Annotated in this window: 14 protein-coding genes and 1 pseudogene; 3 read left to right on the top strand and 12 right to left on the bottom strand. The window is 68.4% G+C overall.

What is annotated here, in order from left to right; all coding sequences use genetic code 11:
* Positions 1-5: 5 nt before the first annotated feature.
* From OG787_RS36235 to OG787_RS36180, 12 genes and pseudogenes are all read right to left on the bottom strand, one after another.
* Positions 6-4,163 (bottom strand): Tat pathway signal protein, encoded by a 4,158-nt coding sequence (locus tag OG787_RS36235; RefSeq protein ID WP_369030836.1) that lies wholly within the window; start codon positions 4,161-4,163, stop codon positions 6-8.
* A 206-nt stretch (positions 4,164-4,369) separates the two neighbouring features.
* Positions 4,370-4,873 (bottom strand): hypothetical protein, encoded by a 504-nt coding sequence (locus OG787_RS36230; RefSeq protein ID WP_369030835.1) that lies wholly within the window; start codon positions 4,871-4,873, stop codon positions 4,370-4,372.
* A gap of 51 nt (positions 4,874-4,924) precedes the next feature.
* A complete protein-coding gene (locus OG787_RS36225) occupies positions 4,925-5,440 on the bottom strand; it encodes a hypothetical protein (RefSeq protein ID WP_405538061.1) in 516 nt (171 codons plus the stop codon).
* A gap of 6 nt (positions 5,441-5,446) precedes the next feature.
* On the bottom strand, positions 5,447-6,445 hold the full coding sequence (locus tag OG787_RS36220; protein ID WP_369030833.1) for a hypothetical protein: 999 nt from the start codon (positions 6,443-6,445) through the stop codon (positions 5,447-5,449).
* A gap of 29 nt (positions 6,446-6,474) precedes the next feature.
* On the bottom strand, positions 6,475-6,990 hold the full coding sequence (locus OG787_RS36215) for a hypothetical protein (RefSeq protein WP_405538059.1): 516 nt from the start codon (positions 6,988-6,990) through the stop codon (positions 6,475-6,477).
* A gap of 550 nt (positions 6,991-7,540) precedes the next feature.
* Positions 7,541-7,786, bottom strand: a complete 246-nt coding sequence (locus OG787_RS36210) for a DUF397 domain-containing protein (RefSeq protein ID WP_405538058.1) — start codon at positions 7,784-7,786, stop codon at positions 7,541-7,543.
* On the bottom strand, positions 7,777-8,154 hold the full coding sequence (locus OG787_RS36205) for a DUF5753 domain-containing protein (protein WP_405540693.1): 378 nt from the start codon (positions 8,152-8,154) through the stop codon (positions 7,777-7,779). The genes OG787_RS36210 and OG787_RS36205 overlap by 10 nt, the downstream gene beginning before the upstream one ends.
* Before the next feature lie 5 nt (positions 8,155-8,159).
* Positions 8,160-8,384, bottom strand: a pseudogene (locus tag OG787_RS36200) (dihydrofolate reductase family protein); the annotation flags it as partial.
* A 278-nt stretch (positions 8,385-8,662) separates the two neighbouring features.
* A complete protein-coding gene (locus tag OG787_RS36195) occupies positions 8,663-9,901 on the bottom strand; it encodes an MFS transporter (RefSeq protein ID WP_369030830.1) in 1,239 nt (412 codons plus the stop codon).
* 144 nt (positions 9,902-10,045) lie between these two features.
* Complete coding sequence (locus tag OG787_RS36190; protein WP_405540692.1) at positions 10,046-11,014, bottom strand: endonuclease/exonuclease/phosphatase family protein; 969 nt, start codon at positions 11,012-11,014, stop codon at positions 10,046-10,048.
* A gap of 298 nt (positions 11,015-11,312) precedes the next feature.
* Positions 11,313-11,867 carry a TetR/AcrR family transcriptional regulator gene (locus tag OG787_RS36185; protein WP_369030828.1) on the bottom strand — a complete coding sequence of 185 codons (555 nt, stop codon included), beginning with the start codon at positions 11,865-11,867 and terminating at the stop codon, positions 11,313-11,315.
* 511 nt (positions 11,868-12,378) lie between these two features.
* Positions 12,379-13,977: an MFS transporter gene (locus OG787_RS36180; protein WP_369030827.1), complete on the bottom strand. Its 1,599-nt coding sequence runs from the start codon at positions 13,975-13,977 to the stop codon at positions 12,379-12,381.
* Between the two features lie 216 nt (positions 13,978-14,193).
* Here OG787_RS36180 and panB point away from each other — a divergent pair, with 216 nt between their 5' ends.
* The 3 genes from panB to OG787_RS36165 all read left to right on the top strand — a co-directional run bounded on the left by panB (position 14,194) and on the right by OG787_RS36165 (position 17,228).
* Positions 14,194-15,060, top strand: coding sequence for a 3-methyl-2-oxobutanoate hydroxymethyltransferase (panB, locus tag OG787_RS36175; RefSeq protein ID WP_369030826.1), 867 nt, complete (start codon positions 14,194-14,196; stop codon positions 15,058-15,060).
* Between the two features lie 297 nt (positions 15,061-15,357).
* Positions 15,358-16,392: an ATP-binding cassette domain-containing protein gene (locus OG787_RS36170; protein WP_369030825.1), complete on the top strand. Its 1,035-nt coding sequence runs from the start codon at positions 15,358-15,360 to the stop codon at positions 16,390-16,392.
* Positions 16,389-17,228 carry an ABC transporter permease gene (locus OG787_RS36165; RefSeq protein WP_369030824.1) on the top strand — a complete coding sequence of 280 codons (840 nt, stop codon included), beginning with the start codon at positions 16,389-16,391 and terminating at the stop codon, positions 17,226-17,228. Before OG787_RS36170 ends, OG787_RS36165 begins: the two co-directional genes overlap by 4 nt.
* The last annotated feature ends 5 nt before the right edge of the window (positions 17,229-17,233 follow it).

Below are 17,233 nucleotides of genomic sequence, written 5' to 3'. Positions count from 1 at the left end.
CCGGCTCAGTCCGGCTTGGCCACGTCAAGCCAGTAGTCGTCCTTGTCCATGACCCGGTTGTTCCGGCGGAACGTCGGAAACAGGGACATGGACTGTGTGTTCTGATTGTTGGACATGCTGGACCGTCCGCAGACCTCCTGCCACGTCGGAAGGGGATAGCGCAGATCCGCATGGAGCCGCCACAGTCCGTCGGCGTCCTTCTTCGCGTAGGTCTGAAGACAGTCGTCACCGGAGCCGACGGGATTCGTACCGCCCACAGAGGTCGGCGTGCCGCCGCTCTGATAGCTCTTGGCGAAGGCGAATTCGTCGCAGCTGGGTGTGTCCGTTCCCTGGGAGGAGAGTTCCGGTGACAGCGTGACGTCCTGATTGCGCTCCCAGGCGGTCGGGCACATGAGGTCCCTGTTGGCGTCGCTCTGCTTCTTGCTCGGATTCGTCGGAGACATCACGCTGTCGCCGAGATAGGTCAGCGGTTGACCCTCACCCCTGAGGCCGAGGTGGGCAGGCAGCTGGTGCTGGACCAACCATGCGTGGGCCGCCGCGGCCGGGAACTTCTGGGAGTTCATGGAGTAGGTCGGCTTGTAGTAGTCGAAGATGCAGCCGGGCGTCGTCTTGACGACGGTGTCGCAGCGCAGTTCTGAGTAGCGGTCGGTGCCGATGGCGGCCTCGTTCTCCGACGGAACGTCCGCCACCAGGGCGCCGAGCTTCCACGTCATGCCGAGAATGTCCTCCGAGAGGGACTGTCCCCAGACGATCCCTGTCTGTACTTCCCCGACATGCCGGTCCCCTGTCGCCCAGTCCCAGGTGTCGGAGGTGTTCCAGATCTGGCTGGTGGGGGTGCAGTCGATGGAGCAGACACCGGCCGAGGTGATGGTGACGGGCGCTGTCGCTCCCACACCGGTCGCGGCGGTGGGTACGAGTTTCAGCAGCGCGTTGGAGGTCGCGTTGTCCGAATAGGCCTTGAGCTCCGCCTGCTCGTCGAACTCCATGGTGCCGATGATGTTCTGGTCCTCGTCGACGATGACGACGGTGACGTGGTTCTTGATGCACGCCTCCGACCGGTTGACCCACTGCTGGAGGAGGTTGAAGGGCTCCGCGTTGCACCAGAGGACGAAGCTGCCCGGCCGCTCCGCGACGACCGCGCTGACGGAGGCGGCGGAGGTGGCGGACGGCCCGGCCGGTCCGCTTCCGCCGATGACGCTCATGCCGACGTCGGTCGGGGTGGTGATGTCCGCGGGCTGCGCCGCGTTGAGGTCGGGGTCGTGGAAGGTCAGGTCGGAGGGGATACCGCTGTAGTCGCCGGGCACGAACGCGACGGCGTCGTACGCCACGTCCTTGTCGGCGGCGCCGTCCGAGGTGGTGTTGGTCAGCTGCACCTCCGGCGCCTGGTCCTTGAAGTTGTATGCGCCCAACGAGACCCATGTGTCGGCCGCGTTGGCGTTCTGGTCGACGGTCCTGGTCACCGCGCCGAACGGGGTGATGACCTTGTACGAGGCGCCCGCGACCTGCGCGCCCGTGTCCGGGATGTGTACGTACACCTTGGCCTGGCTGCCGTCGACGGCCGAGTTCAGTTTCCAGTCGCCGAGGACGGTCATACGTCCCCCGTCGCCGCCCAGATGGTCGGCGTCGCGTGCGTGCGTATACCAGAAGTGGCCTTCGTAGCCGCCGCCGATCTGGTGCAGGTCGGCCTTGGCGTCGTACTGCCCGAGGCCGGGGCCGGTCGCGTCCGGGTCGGGGTAGAAGGTGAACTGGAACGAGCCGTCGGTCGTGGTGGACCCACAGTCGCTCCAGGTGCTGGTGCCCGTCGGTACGTCATCGACCACGAGGGCGCCCGAGGGTGCGCCGGAGCAGACGGGTGTGCCGTACTGGAGGCGGTAACCGCGCCCGGGCTCGCTGACCAGGGTCTGGTACTTGATGTTCTCGAAGCCACAGGTCGTGGCGCAGTCGGACTTCCAGGTGGCGTTGGAGGCGTTCCACCAGTACGGCGTGTAGCAGGCGGCGTCGGAGCAGTCCGGCGGATCGGCCGCGTCGCAGCCGTTCTGGGAGTTGCAGAACGTGTCCAGCGGCGGCGAGACGTGCGCCCGGTTGTAGGTCGCGCTGCCCGGGACGGTGTAGAGGGCGGTCGTGCCGTTCCAGTAGGCGGGCCGGAAGCCGGCGGAGGAGAAGCCGGACTCGCCGGGCCAGTCCTGGCGGCCCGAGGTGGCGTAGGAGTGGCCGGTGTCGATGGACCAGGCGGCCCAGCCCATCACCTTCTCCTCGTACGGCCACTTCTGGGGCTCGGCGGCGTCCTTGGCGGCGAGGGGGTCGATGTCGGTGTTCATGAAGCTCAGCCGGGACGCCGGATAGACCGGGTTGGCCGGGTTGTTGTACCAGCCCAGGCCCCAGTTGCCGTTGGTGGCCTCGTCCGCCTTCGTGTTGAGGCCGAGGTTGTAGTTCCACACGGCGGTGAACCAGTTCTCGGGCTTCGCCGGGTCGTCGTTGTTCACGGTGATCGTCTGGCCGGACTCGTGCACCTCGTTCCACTTGTCGGCGAGGATGTACAGCGAGGCGGCGATGTTGGTGGCGTAGTCGACGGCGATCGCGCGCTGGGTGGTGGCCGGGAGCGAGGTCTCGCCCTCCTTCTCGTAACCGGCCTTGCGCATACCGTCGGTGACCTGGCCGACGCCGTAGCCGCAGTCGGACAGGTCCCAGTGGATGGTCCAGTAGTCGGCGAGCGTGCCGCCGCTCTGGTGCCCGTAGTAGCCGTCGACGGCCGCGAGCGGGCTGCCCATCTGGCCGGGGATGGCGCCGGATTCGGCCTGCCACAGGTTGGACTCCTGGGCGAGGATGCCCAGTTCGACCTGTGCGGGGATCCGGCCGGTGGTGGAGTTCAGCGTCGGGACGGGGAACAGGCCCTGCGGGTCGATGGTGGAGATCCCGGTCTGCGAGCGCCAGCCGCCCTGGGTGAGATAGCCGGAGCGCAGGTCGCCCCGGACGGCCATGTCCACGGCCCACTCGACCTGGTTCGGGGTGGGCTGCAGAGCCTGGGTCGCGGTGTCGTTGCGGGGCACGGAGCACCAGGCGTCGGTGTCGACCGGGTCGTTGGCCCTGGTGTCGTCGTCGGCCGTGGTCAGCGTGCTCATCGTCGACAGCTGCGGCTTCGGGGAGCCGGTCAGTGCCGGTGACGGCCGGCTGCCCGCGGTGGTGCCCGGCTCGGCGGCCCGCTGTGTCGTGCGCCTGCCCGTGCCCGGCACGGTGGCGGTGATGGTCAGCGCGTGGCTGACGCGGCCCGGCGTCGTCTCGGCTGCGGGTTCCCTGGTCGTGGTCCTGGTGAAGCCCTGGCCCGCGCCCTGGACGTTGTCGACGCCCGCCAGCACGGCCGGGGAGACGACGGGGTCGACGGCCAGGCGTCCACGGGTGGATGGTTCCGCGTCGGGTGAGACGTTCAGGGCCTTGATGCCGCTGGCCGCGAAGTCCTTGCCGTGGTCGGCCGTTCCGGTGAGGTAGACCGTGCCGTCCGTGCCCTGGCGCAGGTTCATCGCGGTGAGCCTGCCGCTCGCGACGGTCGTCTTCCTGCCGTGCGCGTACGTCTGCACGTCGGCGTCGGTGTCGCCGGTGCGGTCGATGTAGGTGACGGTGCCGTCGCCGCTCACCCGGATGCCGTACGGGGCGTGCCGGGTGGTGGTGAGTTCGGCCGTCCTGCCCTCGCGGTCGACGTGGACGAGCCGGTTTCCGGCGGCCGCGATCACGCCGTCGCCGGTGGGCACGGCGGAGGTGATCTCACCCTTCGCCGTGGTGTCCGCGAGGGTGGAGCCCTTGGCGTTCACCGTGACCAGGCGCGTCTCGGTGTCGCGGAGCGCGGTGAAGACGGCGGTGTGCGTGGCCGGGTTGCACGTCGGGTCGAAGTAGGCCAGGGACGCGGTGAACGGCAGCTTGGTGACGCTGCCGTCATCGAGGTTCACGATCGCGGTGAACGCGCCGCCCATCATCAGGTCCGGCTTGTTGGTGAAGGTGCGGGGAGCGTAGACAACGGCCGCGTGGTCGTCGTCCATGACGCAACTGTTGCCGATCCAGGTGTCGGCCGGAAGCTGAGGCTCACTCAGCACCGTGACCGTCTTCCACACATAGGCGTTCCTGCTGTCCGCGACGAGCAGATGCAGTCCGTCACTGTCGGCGGCGGTGGTCACGGCTCGGTCCGCGGAGGTCTTCCATCCCTTGCCCAACGTGGTGTCCGGAGCCTTGACGGCCCCTTTCGGAGCAGCGGGCGTCGGTCTCGAAGTGGACGTGGGACTGGAGGTGGTGGGATTCGCAGCGGCGGGCTGGACCTGTGTCAGTCCTGCCACAGCGGCGGCAACAGCGAGAACCGTCACCGCTCTTCGCCTACGACGGACTATCACGTTTCCCCCTTTTTGTTGACATTGGCGATGCGGACATCGATGTCCCGGACCGGCTCGTCGCCACGGCTCTCGAAGTTGATCTCCGTGCTCATCGTGGCGTTCGGCGGCAGCATCCCCGCACTGGAGATGTGCGCACTCTGCGGCATACCGGGATCGATCGCCCCGGTGACGGTCACCGTGATCTCGTAGTCGTACGGCTTGCTGCCGTGGTTGGTGATGGTGAACGGCACGGTCAGCACATGATCCGAGTGCTGCTGCGGCACATACGCGACCACATCCCTGCCGGCGGCGTGGGCGACAGCGTCTCCGAAGTGGTACTGCGCGGGACTGAGCGTGTCGTACGGCGCCGGCAGCCAGGTGCTGCTCGCGCTCGGAGCGGGGAACGGGGCCGCGAAATCGTGATCGACACTGTCGGCGAGGCGGATGCCGCCGTAGACCACCGCGCCCACGAGTACCAGGCCTACCGCGGTGGCAGCCGCGATCGCCTTCATGGACGGCACGGGTCAGCCCTTCCGCGAACGCGCCGCGAGGGCGGGGTCGCCGGCGATCTCCTACGAAGGGAGGTCACTGTGGCTCCTTTTCTGTACGTCGGTGATGGTGATGCGGATCGCTCCCGCGGGCAGCTCGCCGACGTTCCCGATCGTGGCCCGGGTCGCCATGGTGCGGTGGGCGTCGAGGCCGCCGCTGGTGACGACCTGCCGGTAGGACGCCTTGTCTGCGCCGTCGCCGATCTCCACGGTGAAGTACACGCTGTACATGGCTGCTTCGTGGCCCGTGTTGGTGATGGTGAACGGGACCTGGAGCAGCTTGTACGGAAGCCGGTGCGGGGTGTAGGCGAGGACTTCGCCGTGTTCGGCGGTGGCCATCGGCCTGCCGTAGCCGTATGCGGTCGGTGCCCGCGTTCCGACAGGCTGCGGAGTGACAAGCGTGGTGGGCAGCGGATCGTGGGACGACGCTCGCGATTCGGCGCCGGAAGTCTGCGTGGCGCGCACGCCGCCGTAGACGGCCGCACCGACGAGGACAGCGGCTACGCCGGCTCCGGCCAGAATGTGGCGCAGGTGTGGCATCGCCGCTCAGCCGTTCAGAGTCTTCTGCGCGGCGTCGACCGTTCGGGTACGGCGCGTACGCAGGGCGTCGAGTTCTGTCTGGTGGTCCTTGATCTGCCGCTCCTGGATCCTGGAGTCCTCGGTGAACCAGGTCTTCACGAGGTCGGTGCTCTTCTTGCAGCCGATGTCGGCGACCGCGACGGCGATCTCCTCCTTGGAGGGGCTGCCGTCGGTGTGCGGGACGATCTCGTCGGCGTGGTAGGGGGTGTCGACGGTGTAGCCCTTGCTGCTCATGCACGTCGACCAGGCGGTGATGGCGCTGTGCACGGCGGGCGTCTGCTGGGACTGCGTGAGGCTTTCGCCGTCGAGCCGGGAGACCAGCGAGAAGTCCAGATTGCGGCTGCCGATCTGGTCGTCCGCCCAGCCTGCGCAGCCGTCCTTGTGGATCTGTTTGCCGTGGTAGGCAGAAGGCGCTTTGGCAGGAGCCGGGTCGGCAGGGCTGTTGCGGATGCCGGTGCGGCCGGTCAGCACTTCGATCTGTTCCTTTGTCAGTTCGGGCATCCTGGTGCCCTCCTGGTGCTGAATGCTGTCGGGCAGGCCGTAGCCGTACTTCTCCGCCATGGCCTGGTCGGTGATCCCGTAGCGGCGAGGCATGTTGGAGTCGTCGGCGTTGGGCGGCGGGTTCTGGCCGGCCGGCGGAAAACTGATGTGCAGGCCGTAGTCGGCCATGCACTGGGTTTCCAGGTGCCGCTCGGCGTCGTCGAGAGCGACGGTGTCCTGATAGGTCTCCATGTAGGCCTCCAGGGGCAGCGAGAGCCCCTTGGCGAGCCCGGCGGTGGGAGTGGCCTGCGGCCATGTGCTCTTGTTCACGCTGGAGGAGGCGTTGGCGACCGGTTTCGTGTGCGGACCGGCGCCCGCGGAATTGGTTCGCCCGGTGGAATCGGTTCCCCCGGTGGAACAGGACGTGAGCAGCACGGTGATGGCGGCTGCGACGGTTATGGACACGGCGGTCCTACGGACGGTCATCGGACGCGCACCTTTCGGCTTCGACGAATTCAGGCGAAGTGCTGGGAGGCCTCGTTGTTCTTCAGGGTGGAATCGAGGTCGTACCAGACGCAGTCGGCGTACGCGTCGCGATGCGGAATGTACTGGGAGTGCCCGGCGTAGTCGGAGTTGAAGTAGACCCGGTAGTTGTTCACCTCCGAGCAGTTCTGTATCGATCCGGCGTTGTTCTTGACGTACTGTCCGGAGCCGTTGCCGTTGCCGTTGAAGACGTACCGGTAGGTCTCCAGGGTCGAACCCTGGTACTCGCTGGTGCCGTCGTAGTCGTAGACGTCTCCCCAGAACTCGGCCCAGCTCGTGACGTAGCTGTCGCCCGACAACGAGTAGGCCTTCGAGTTGTACATCTCCCAGAGCTCAGGCTCGTCGGAGCAACTGACCCACGGGACATCGCAGTTGGACGTGACTTTGAACGTTCCGGCGTAGGCGGGCGCGGCGGTGGCGAGCAGTGCCGTCACCGTGGCGGCCAGCACCGCCGCGAAGACTCTCCCGCGCGGGCGTATGCACTTCATCGGTTCTGTCCCCCTCCTTGCGCCGTCAACCGTGTGTGCCATCCATGGAGGCACTCTGATGACGGGCGGCGCAGAATCTAACAAGGGGCGCGCGGAGCACGTTGTTGAAGCGTCAGGGAAGTCCCATGACAAACCCGGAAATCACCAAGACGCGATAAAGAGCGACACTCTGGACTTCAATCCGACGGACGCCCGGTCGGGACTTTTGCCCGATTCTGCCGGTGTGCGAGTGACGGCATGGACGGTGAAGGGGTCTCGCTGTCCGGCCAAATATTTTCCGAAGACGTAAAAGAAGAACCGGATCAATCCTGAACAACTGCACGAAAAGGGCGCCTGGTCGGCCGAGGCCGGGCCGGGCGCCCCTTCGTCACGCTTCGACAAGCCCTCCAGGACGGGCCGACACCCAGAGGGCCGCATCGCTCAACTTCGAGGAACCGCATTGCTTCCCCGCTGCCCACCAAGGCTGGCGAACCCGCCAGACCACTGGTGCGGCTCTACGGAAAGGTCCGATTGCCCGGGCGCCGGCCGAGGAAGGTCGAGTCCATTTTCATCATTCGTACGTGCCGAAGTCGACGTCTCCGGTGCACACGAGGCCGACGAACGAGGACCAGGCCGCAGTCGGCACGAGGAGTGCGGGGCCGGTTCTGTCCTTGGAGTCGCGGATGCCGACGTGGTCGGTGCACGCCGCTATCTCGACGCAGGCGCCACCCGAGTCGTTGCTGTACGAGGACTTGAACCAGGCGGATTCGTCGGCCACTTCAAGTGCCGTGGTCTTGGTGATGATGGCTATGTCCACTCTCGTGCCAGTGCTTCCAGGAAGCCGGCCGTGCGAGCCGGGGGCAGGGCGCTGTCGCGCATGGCATCGAAGCGGCGGATGTTCCTCTGAACTTCCCGCCGCTCGTCGGAGACACTGATCGTGTTCCACATGTCGACCTCCACTACAGGGTCGAGTGTCTCGGAGAAGTCCAGCAGAATGAAGTTCGATTCCGTGCGGTACGTCACGACGTCGTGCGGCAGGATCTGGACGGTCACGTTCTCCAACTCGCCCAGTTTCACGATCTCCTCGAACTGGGCCCGCATCACCTCAGGGCCGCCCACCATCCGTCGGACCGCTGCCTCGTCCATGATGACGCGCAGTTCCAGAGGCTCTTCCGAGCGGGTGATCAGCGGAAGTCCTCCATAGCCGGCCAGACCGGGCTGAACGCCTGGTAGCTGGTCCGGCCCAGCATCATCGCGGCGGCTTCCTTCTGCTCCCGGCCCTTGAGTTCGTACGCCTCCGGCAGGAACTCGATGTCCTTGAAGGTCCAACCCGAGTTCCGGTAACCGGGCTCGCCGCCCGGGGCCTCCACGACGCCGTCGAGCGAGACGAAAGCGGTGCTGATCAGGGTGCGCATCTCGGGTCTCCTGGGTGTGTCTCGGGGGTTTTCCCGCGGCTGGTTCTCAGCCGGTTCGGTTCTACCCTCATTGACTCCGGGGCGCGGTGAAACTCATCGGCCGCGGTCCAGGACTCGGCGGCGATGAGTGGTGGGTCCTCGTCTCAACGGGCAGCGCGGTGAGTTCGGCTGGTCCGCGCGGTGCTCCGAAATGCCGGGCGGCGCCGAGGAGTTCGACGGCGCCCGGCAAGCGGACTGGAAACGGGTGGGCGGGTGGGCGGGTGGGCGGGAAAGCCCCCTCAGTGGTGCACCTTCTCCGCCCGCTGCGGCACATGCGACGCCACCAGCCGCTCCCGCCCTACCGACGGAGTCATCCCGCGCCGATCCACCACGTACGCCACCCCCGCCACTCCCAGGCCCAGCAGAGCCAGACCCGCACCGACCAGCGCCGGCGACGTCACGCCGAAGCCCGCCGCGAGCGCCAAGCCCCCGACCCACGCCCCGCCCGCGTTCGCCAGGTTGAACGCCGCCTGGTTCGCCGAGGAGGCCAGGGACGGGGCCGTCGAGGCCCGCTCCATCACCATCAGGTTGAGGGGTGTGCCCGTGACGAATGCCGCCGCTCCCAGCAGGACGACCGCCAGGGCCGCGGTCCATGTCGTGGTCATCAGGAGGGGGAACGCGGCCAGGACCGCGATCAGGGAGACCAGGCCGCCGAAGAGGGTGCGGCGCATCGCGTGGTCCGCCAGGCGGCCGCCGAGCAGGTTGCCTATCGTCGCGCCGACCCCGAAGAGGGCCAGCAGCACCGTCACGCTGGAGTCCTTGTAGCCCGCGGAGTCCGTCAGCATCGGCGTGATGTAGCTGTACGCCGAGAACAGTGCGCCGAAGCCCGCCACCGTCGTGCCCAGGGCCAGCCACACCGGGAGCGATCGCAGCGCGGCCAGTTCGCCGCGCAGGCCCGCCACCGGTGCTTCCGTGCGGGTCTGCGGGATCAGCAGCGCCAGGGCTCCGATCGCCGCCACGCCGATCACGCTCACGCCGAGGAAGGTCGCCCGCCAGCCCAGCTGCTGGCCCATCGCCGTCGCCACGGGGACGCCGACCACGTTCGCGACCGTCAGGCCCAGGAACATCAGGGAGACCGAGCGGGCCTTGCGTTCGGGGGCGACCATCGTCGTGGCCACCACCGCGCCCACGCCGAAGAACGCGCCGTGCGGCAGTCCGCTCAGGAAGCGGGCCGCCAGCAGGTAGTCGTAGGTCGGGGCGAACGCCGACAGCGCGTTGCCCGCTACGAACAGCGCCATCAGGCCTATCAGGAGCTTGCGGCGGGACATGCGGGCCGTCACCGCCGCCAGCAGCGGGGCGCCTATCACCACCCCCAGCGCGTACGCCGAGACCAGGTGTCCGGCGGACGGGATCGAGATGCCCAGGTCGTCGGCGACGTCGGGCAGCAGGCCCATCATCACGAACTCGGTCGTACCGATGCCGAACGCACCTACGGCGAGGGCTAGCAGGGCCAGGGTCGGCGTGCGCCGGGACAGCATAGGGAAGGCAGCCTTTCGGGGGGTGCGGCGAGGCATCGGTCCGTACATCTTATGTTCAAGTACGGAACAAAGGCTGCCACGCCCAGTATTCCCCTGGGGGAACAGCGGGGTTCTCCCTGGTTACGAACCCGTTGCCGAGCCCGTTTACGATGCCGGGATCTTCACCCGCGCCGCGATCGGCAGATGGTCGCTCGCCGTGCGCGGCAACGACCAGGAGCTGACCGGTTCCACGCCCTGCACCATGATCTGGTCGATCCGTGCCATCGGGAACGACGCCGGCCAGCTGAACCCGAAGCCGCTGCCCGACGCGCCCTGCGTCGAGCGCATCTGCGCCGTGACGGCGTTCAGCGCGCGGTCGTTCATCGTGCCGTTGAGGTCACCGAGCAGGATCTTGCGGGTCAGCTTCTCGTCGTAGAGCGCCTCGCCCAGCGCGTCCGCGCTCCGGTCGCGCTGGCGGGCCGTGAAGCCGGCCTCCATCTTCACGCGTACCGACGGGAGATGGGCGACGTACACCGCGACCGGGCCCTCCGGCGTCGCCACGGTGGCGCGCATCGCACGCGTCCAGCCCAGCTTGATGTCCACCGGCCGGGAGGCGCTGATCGGGTACTTGCTCCACAGGCCGACCGTGCCCTGCACCGAGTGGTACTTGTACGTCGACGCGAGGGCCTTCTCGTACGTCGGGACCGCCGTCTCCGTCAGTTCCTCCAGGGCGAGGACGTCGGCGCCCGAGCCCGCCACCTCGCGGGCCGTGCCGGACGGGTCCGGGTTCTCCGCGTTGACGTTGTGGGTGGCCACCGTCAGATTGCCGCCCGTACCGGCGTTGCTGCCGAGCAGCCCGCCGAAGAGGTTGAACCAGACCGCCGTCGGCACCAGCACCGCGATCAGCGCGGTCGCCGAGCGCCGGATCAGCCCGACGATCAGCAGCAGCGGTACGAGGACGATGCCGAACCACGGCAGGAACGTCTCGGAGAGGCTGCCCAGGTTGCCGATCCTGTTGGGGATCTGCGCGTGCAGCACCATCACGAGGGCCAGCAGCAGGGCCACCACGGCCGTGACGATGCCCCGGCGCCAGATTCTCGGATCGCCCCGCCAGCCGGCCGTCAGACGGCTCATCAGGCGCCGAAGCCGGGGTCCCCGGCGCTCGGGTCCCGAGCCTCCGTTGTCCGTCTCCGTCATGTACGCCTGCTGGGCCATACCGTCGCCTCACAACCTGCCGTGCATCCCGTCCGTCCCCGCGACTAAGACCCTAGGGGATGATCGGTTCCGTTCTCGCCGTCCCATGACGGCCGTACGGGGACGATGACGAACAAGTCGGCGCGACCAGTTCCGGCCGCTGTGCCGGATAGCGCTCTCTGTGACGAAACACGCACAGTCGTCCGCCGGGCACCCCGACAGACGTACGAATTCCCGGTTACGGGGCGGCCGGCCGCAGACCTTCCAGCAGCGTGTCGACTATCTGCTCCGCGAGACCCTCCGGCAGGTCCGCGTCGGGGCGTAGTACGGCGCGCAGGAGCATCGGGCCGACGAAGAGGTCGTTCATCAGGGTGACGTCGACGTCCGTGCGCAACTCGCCGTTGCGCTGACCGCGGCGCAGGAGTTCGAGGCCGAGCAGCCGGCGCGGTTCGACGACGGTGGCGTGGTACGCGGCCCAGAGTTTGGGGCTGCTCTTCATCTGGGCCTGGACGTTGTGCAGGAACGCCGAGGACCGGTTGGCCAGTCCGCGCCGGCGCAGCGCCTCCAGCAGGACGACCAGGTCGTCGCGCATCGAGGTGCCGGGCAGCTCCGGGTCCGCGGGTTCCATGACGCGCATGACGTCGACGAACAGCTCCTCCTTGCCCGGCCAGCGGCGGTAGATGGTGGCCTTGCCGACACCGGCGGTACGGGCCACCCGCTCGATGGAGATGTCGGCGAGCGGCACGCCCTCCTCCAGGAGCTGCATCACGCCCTCGATGATGGAGCGTTCCACGGCTTCGCTGCGGGGGCGGCCACGGGTGCCTCCGGCGGTGGGGCGGGGGGTGGTTCCGCCCGTCGGGGGGCGGCCGGCGGGGGTGCCACCCGTGGGGGGCGTACCCGTGGGGGGCCTCCCGGTGGGGAGGCTGCCCGTAGGGGCCCTCCCGGCAGGGGAACTGCCCGCAGGGGCCCTCCCGGCAGGGGAACTGCCCGTGGGAGGTCGGTCGGCAGGGGAACTGCCCGCAGGGACCCTCCCGACAGGAGAGCTACCCGCAGGGGTCCCCCCGGCAGGAGAACTGCCCGTGGGAGGTCGGTCGGCAGGGGAACTGCCCGCAGGGGCCCTCCCGGCAGGAGAGCTACCCGCAGGGGTCCCCCCGGCAGGAGAACTGCCCGCAGGGGTCCCCCCGGCAGGGGAACTGCCCGTGGGGGGTCGGTCGGCCGAGCCGTCCGCGAGGTTCACGCGCCCTCTTCCCTTCCTCGTCGTGCGTCGTACGTCCTGCGTTCGATTCTCTCCGGTGATCGGCGTTTCAGTGATCCGTGGACACCAACTGCGCCTTCTCCTCGCCCTCTTGGGGCGCGGCCGGGCGGCCCGGCAGGCACAGGGCGACGACCAGGGCGCCCAGGACGGCGACGCCCGCGCCGCACAGCGCGGTGATGTGCATCGCGTGCAGGAACGCGTCGTTGGCGGGGCCGACGAGCGCCTCGCCCTTCGGGCCGAGCTTCGCGGCGACGCCGAGGGTGGCCTCGATGGACTCGCCCGCGGTGTGCCGTACGCCGGCGGGCAGCGCGCCGAGCTTGTCCTCGATGCCGCTGCGGTAGGCCGCCGAAAGGACGGAACCCAGTACGGCGATCCCGAGCGCGCCGCCGACCTGGCGGAAGGTGTTGCTGAGCGCGGAGGCGGAGCCGGCCTTCTCGCGGGGCAGGGACTGCATGATGACGACGCTGGTCGGCGTCATGATGTGCGCCATGCCGGTGCCCATGAGGAAGAAGACGACCTCGAGGACCCAGATCGGGGTGTCGGCCTCGAACGAGGCGAACGCGGCCAGGGTCGCGGCGATCAGCAGCATCGCGGCGGTGGTCGTGGCCCGGTTGCCGAAGCGGTCGACGGCGAGCCGGGCGCGCGGCGCGAAGATCAGCTGGGCGGCGGCCAGCGGCAGCATCAGCAGGCCGGTCTGGAGGGGCGAGTAGCCGCGCACGCTCTGGGTGTAGAAGACCGAGAAGAAGGTCACGCCCATCAGCGCGAAGAAGACGAGCGCGATGACGGACATCGCGGCCGAGAAGGTCTTGTCGCGGAAGTACGTCACGTCGATCGACGGATGGTCGCTGCGCTTCTCGAACAGCACGAAGCCGACGAGTACGGCGAGACCGGCGCCGATGGTCGCCAGCACCTGCGGGTCGGTGAAGTCGGCGAGCTGACCGCCCTTGATGATGCCGTAGACGAGCAGTACGAGACCGACGACCGAGAGCAGGACCCCTACGGGGTCGATCCGGCCCGGCTTCGGGTCTCGGGAGTCGGGCACCAGGACCGTCATCAGCACGACGGCGATGATCACGATCGGTACGTTGATGAGGAAGACGGATCCCCACCAGAAGTGGTCGAGGAGGACGCCTCCGGTGATCGGCCCTATGGCGATGGCGAGTCCGACACCACCGGCCCAGATGCCGATGGCCTTGGGCTGCTCCTCGCGCTCGAAGACGTTCATGAGGACGGCGAGGGTGGCGGGCATCACGAAGGCGGCGCCGAGGCCCATCACGGCCCGGAAGAGGATGAGTTCGGTGGGCGAGCCCGCGAAGGCGGCGAGGGCGGAGCCGAGGCCGAAGACGGTGAGTCCGCCGAGGAGCACCTTCTTGCGGCCGAGACGGTCGCCAAGGATGCCGGCGGAGAAGAGGAGCCCCGCGAAGACGAGGGTGTAGGCGTTGATCGCCCACTCCAGCTCGCTCTGGGTGGCGCCCAGGCCGGTCGGGGCGGGGGTGGAGATGGTCTTGATCGCGACGTTGAGGATGGAGTTGTCGAGGACCACGATCAACAGGCTGAGCATGAGCACGCCGAGGATGACCCAGCGTCTGCGGTGCACGGTCTCGGGGATCCGTGGGCCGGGGGCGGACGGGCCGGCAGAAGTCGTCATGGCTGCCACCCTAAGCTCATTTCGATACGAGACCGTCTCGTATCGAAAGTCTTTACCGAGACCTTAAGCAAGGTGGGGTCCCTGTGCAACGCGAGATGTTCAGCACAGGGGGCCCTGTCGGCGACCACTAGCCGATCCCGGACGCGAGGTGCCACCATGGGTGGTGATCCGGGGACGCCGTCAGGGCGCCTCGAGATGATTGAAGGAGCCGTTGCCATGACGCAGCTTCAGGCTGCCCACCAGACCTCCGCCGGCAGCACCAACGCGCTGTACGGAGGCAAGGGCACACGCCGCATCACGGTCCGCGACATCAGCGCCGCCAAGGAGCGCGGCGAGAAGTGGCCCATGCTCACCGCGTACGACGCGATGACCGCGTCCGTCTTCGACGAGGCCGGGATCCCGGTCATGCTGGTCGGCGACTCGGCGGGCAACTGTCACCTCGGGTACGAGACGACCGTGCCCGTCACGCTGGACGAGATGACCATGCTGTCCGCCGCCGTCGTACGGGGCACGAGCCGCGCCCTGATCGTCGGCGACCTGCCCTTCGGGTCCTACCAGGAGGGGCCGGTGCAGGCGCTGCGCTCGGCGACCCGGCTGGTGAAGGAGGCGGGGGTCGGGGCCGTCAAGCTGGAGGGCGGCGAGCGCTCGCACCGCCAGATCGAGCTGCTGGTCGAGTCCGGTATCCCGGTGATGGCCCACATCGGGCTGACGCCCCAGTCCGTGAACTCCATGGGGTACCGCGTCCAGGGGCGTGGTGAGGAGGCGGCCCAGCAGTTGCTGCGGGACGCGAAGGCGATCCAGGACGCGGGGGCGTTCGCGGTGGTCCTTGAGCTGGTGCCGGCGGAGTTGGCCGCGGAGGTCACGCGGACTCTGCACATCCCTACGGTCGGGATCGGGGCGGGGGCCGAGACGGACGCGCAGGTGTTGGTGTGGACGGACATGCTCGGGTTGACCGGGGGGCGGGTGCCGAAGTTCGTCAAGCAGTACGCGAATCTGCGTGAGGTGATGGGGAACGCGGCGAAGGCGTTCGCTGAAGACGTGACGGGCGGAACGTTCCCGTTGGAGGAGCACTCCGTGCACTGATCCGACAGAGCCACTGCGGTACGAATGCAGCCCGCCGACTTCCCCCATCGGCGGGCTGCGGCTTTTGTTTTCTCGCCCCCGCCGCCCCTACCCGTCCCATCCCTGGGGGCTGCGCCCCCAGACCCCCCTTTGTCCTCAAACGCCGGACGGGCTACTAGTCAGCCCCTCCGGCGTTTGAGGAGCGGGGGTTCGGGGGCGGAGCCCCCGCGGATGGGAACGGGTAGGGGCGGCGGGGGCGAGATTCGCTTGTCGGTGGTCTGTAGGTGGTTTGTCGGTGGGGGGTGTCAGGTTGAGGGCATGACGCGAATCGACAATCACCCCGCCGACGGGGCCGAACGTGCCGTTTCCGTGCGGGGGCTGGTCAAGCACTACGGCGAGACCAAGGCGCTGGACGGCGTCGACCTGGACGTCCGGGAAGGCACCGTGCTCGGTGTGCTCGGGCCCAACGGCGCCGGCAAGACCACCCTCGTACGAATTCTGTCCACCCTGCTACAGCCGACCTCGGGCCACGCCACCGTCGCCGGGTACGACGTCCTGCGCCAGCCCCGGCAGCTGCGGCGGGTCATCGGACTCACCGGCCAGTACGCCTCCGTGGACGAGAAGCTCCCGGGCTGGGAGAACCTGTACATGATCGGGCGGCTGCTCGACTTGTCCCGCAAGGACGCCCGTACCCGGGCCGACGAACTGCTGGAGCGGTTCTCGCTCACCGATGCCGCCAAGCGGCCCGCGAGCACCTATTCCGGCGGTATGCGGCGGCGGCTCGATCTCGCCGCCTCCATGATCGGCCGGCCTGTCGTCCTGTTCCTCGACGAACCCACCACCGGGCTCGACCCCCGGACCCGCAACGAGGTCTGGGCCGAGGTCAAGCGCATGGTCGGCGACGGGGTGACCGTACTGCTCACCACCCAGTACATGGAGGAGGCCGAGCAGCTCGCCTCCGAGCTGGCCGTCATCGACCGGGGGAAGGTCGTCGCCGGCGGTGCCATCGACGAGCTGAAGGCGAAGGTCGGCGGCCGTACCCTGCGGATCCGGCCCGCCGATCCGCTGCAACTGCGCCCGCTCGCCCGCGACCTCGACGACCTCGGCATCACCGGCCTCGCCACCACCGCCGTGGACAGCGCGAGCGGCAGCGTCCTGGTGCCGATCCTGAGCGACGAGCAGCTGACCGCCATCACCGGCGCGGTCGTCGCACGCGGTATCACCATCTCCTCGATCAGCACCGAACTGCCCAGCCTGGACGAGGTGTTCCTGTCCCTCACCGGCCACCGTGCCGGTGCCCCGCTGGACGACGACGCCGCGCCTGCCGACACCCGAGAGGAGGTCGCCGTATGAGCGCCGCGACCGCGACCGTCAATGAGATAGACCTGGACAGCCGCATCAAGGCCGACGGGCGTATTCCGCTGCGCGCCCATCTGCGGCACACCGGCGCCCTCGTCCGCCGCAACCTGCTGTGGATACGGCAGGACCCGGAGTCCATGTTCGACGCGCTGCTGATGCCGATCGTCTTCACCCTGCTGTTCGTGTTCGTCTTCGGCGGCTCGATCGGGCAGGCCACGGGCGGCGGGCAGGACGGGTATGTGCAGTACGTGATCCCCGGCATGATCGCGATGATGAGCATGACGCTGTCCCAGGGCGTCGGAACCGGGTTCAGCCAGGACTTCAACTCCGGTGTCATGGACCGCTTCCGGTCCCTGCCGATCGGGCGCGGCTCGGTGCTGTTCGCGAAGATCTCGGTCGAGCTGATCCGGATGTTGTTCGCGACCACCGTGCTGATGATCGTGGCGGTCCTGGTCGGCTTCGACATCAATCACTGGCCTGGACTGTTCGCGGCCGTGGGTCTGTCCACGCTGTTCGCCTCGTCGATCATGTGGGTGTTCCTCACCCTGGGCGTGGTCCTCAAGAACGCGCAGTCCGTGCAGGCGATGGGGTTCCTGGTGCTGTTCCCGTTGCAGTTCGGTTCGTCGATCTTCGCGCCGACGCAGTCGATGCCGGGCTGGCTCCAGGCGTTCACCGACTACAACCCGCTGTCCACGCTCGCGGACGCGGCGCGCGGACTGATGGTGGGCGGCCCGGTGGCGCACGACCTGTGGGTGACGATCGGCTGGTCGGTGGCGATCACGGCGGTGATGGCACCGGTCGCGATCCACAAGTTCCGTACGAAGAGCTGAGGGAG

It is taken from the genome of Streptomyces sp. NBC_00075 (assembly GCF_045041225.1).
Classification (GTDB): domain Bacteria; phylum Actinomycetota; class Actinomycetes; order Streptomycetales; family Streptomycetaceae; genus Streptomyces; species Streptomyces adonidis.
Note: the sequence above shows the minus strand (reverse complement) of the source record. Positions and strands in the feature narration are given on the sequence as shown.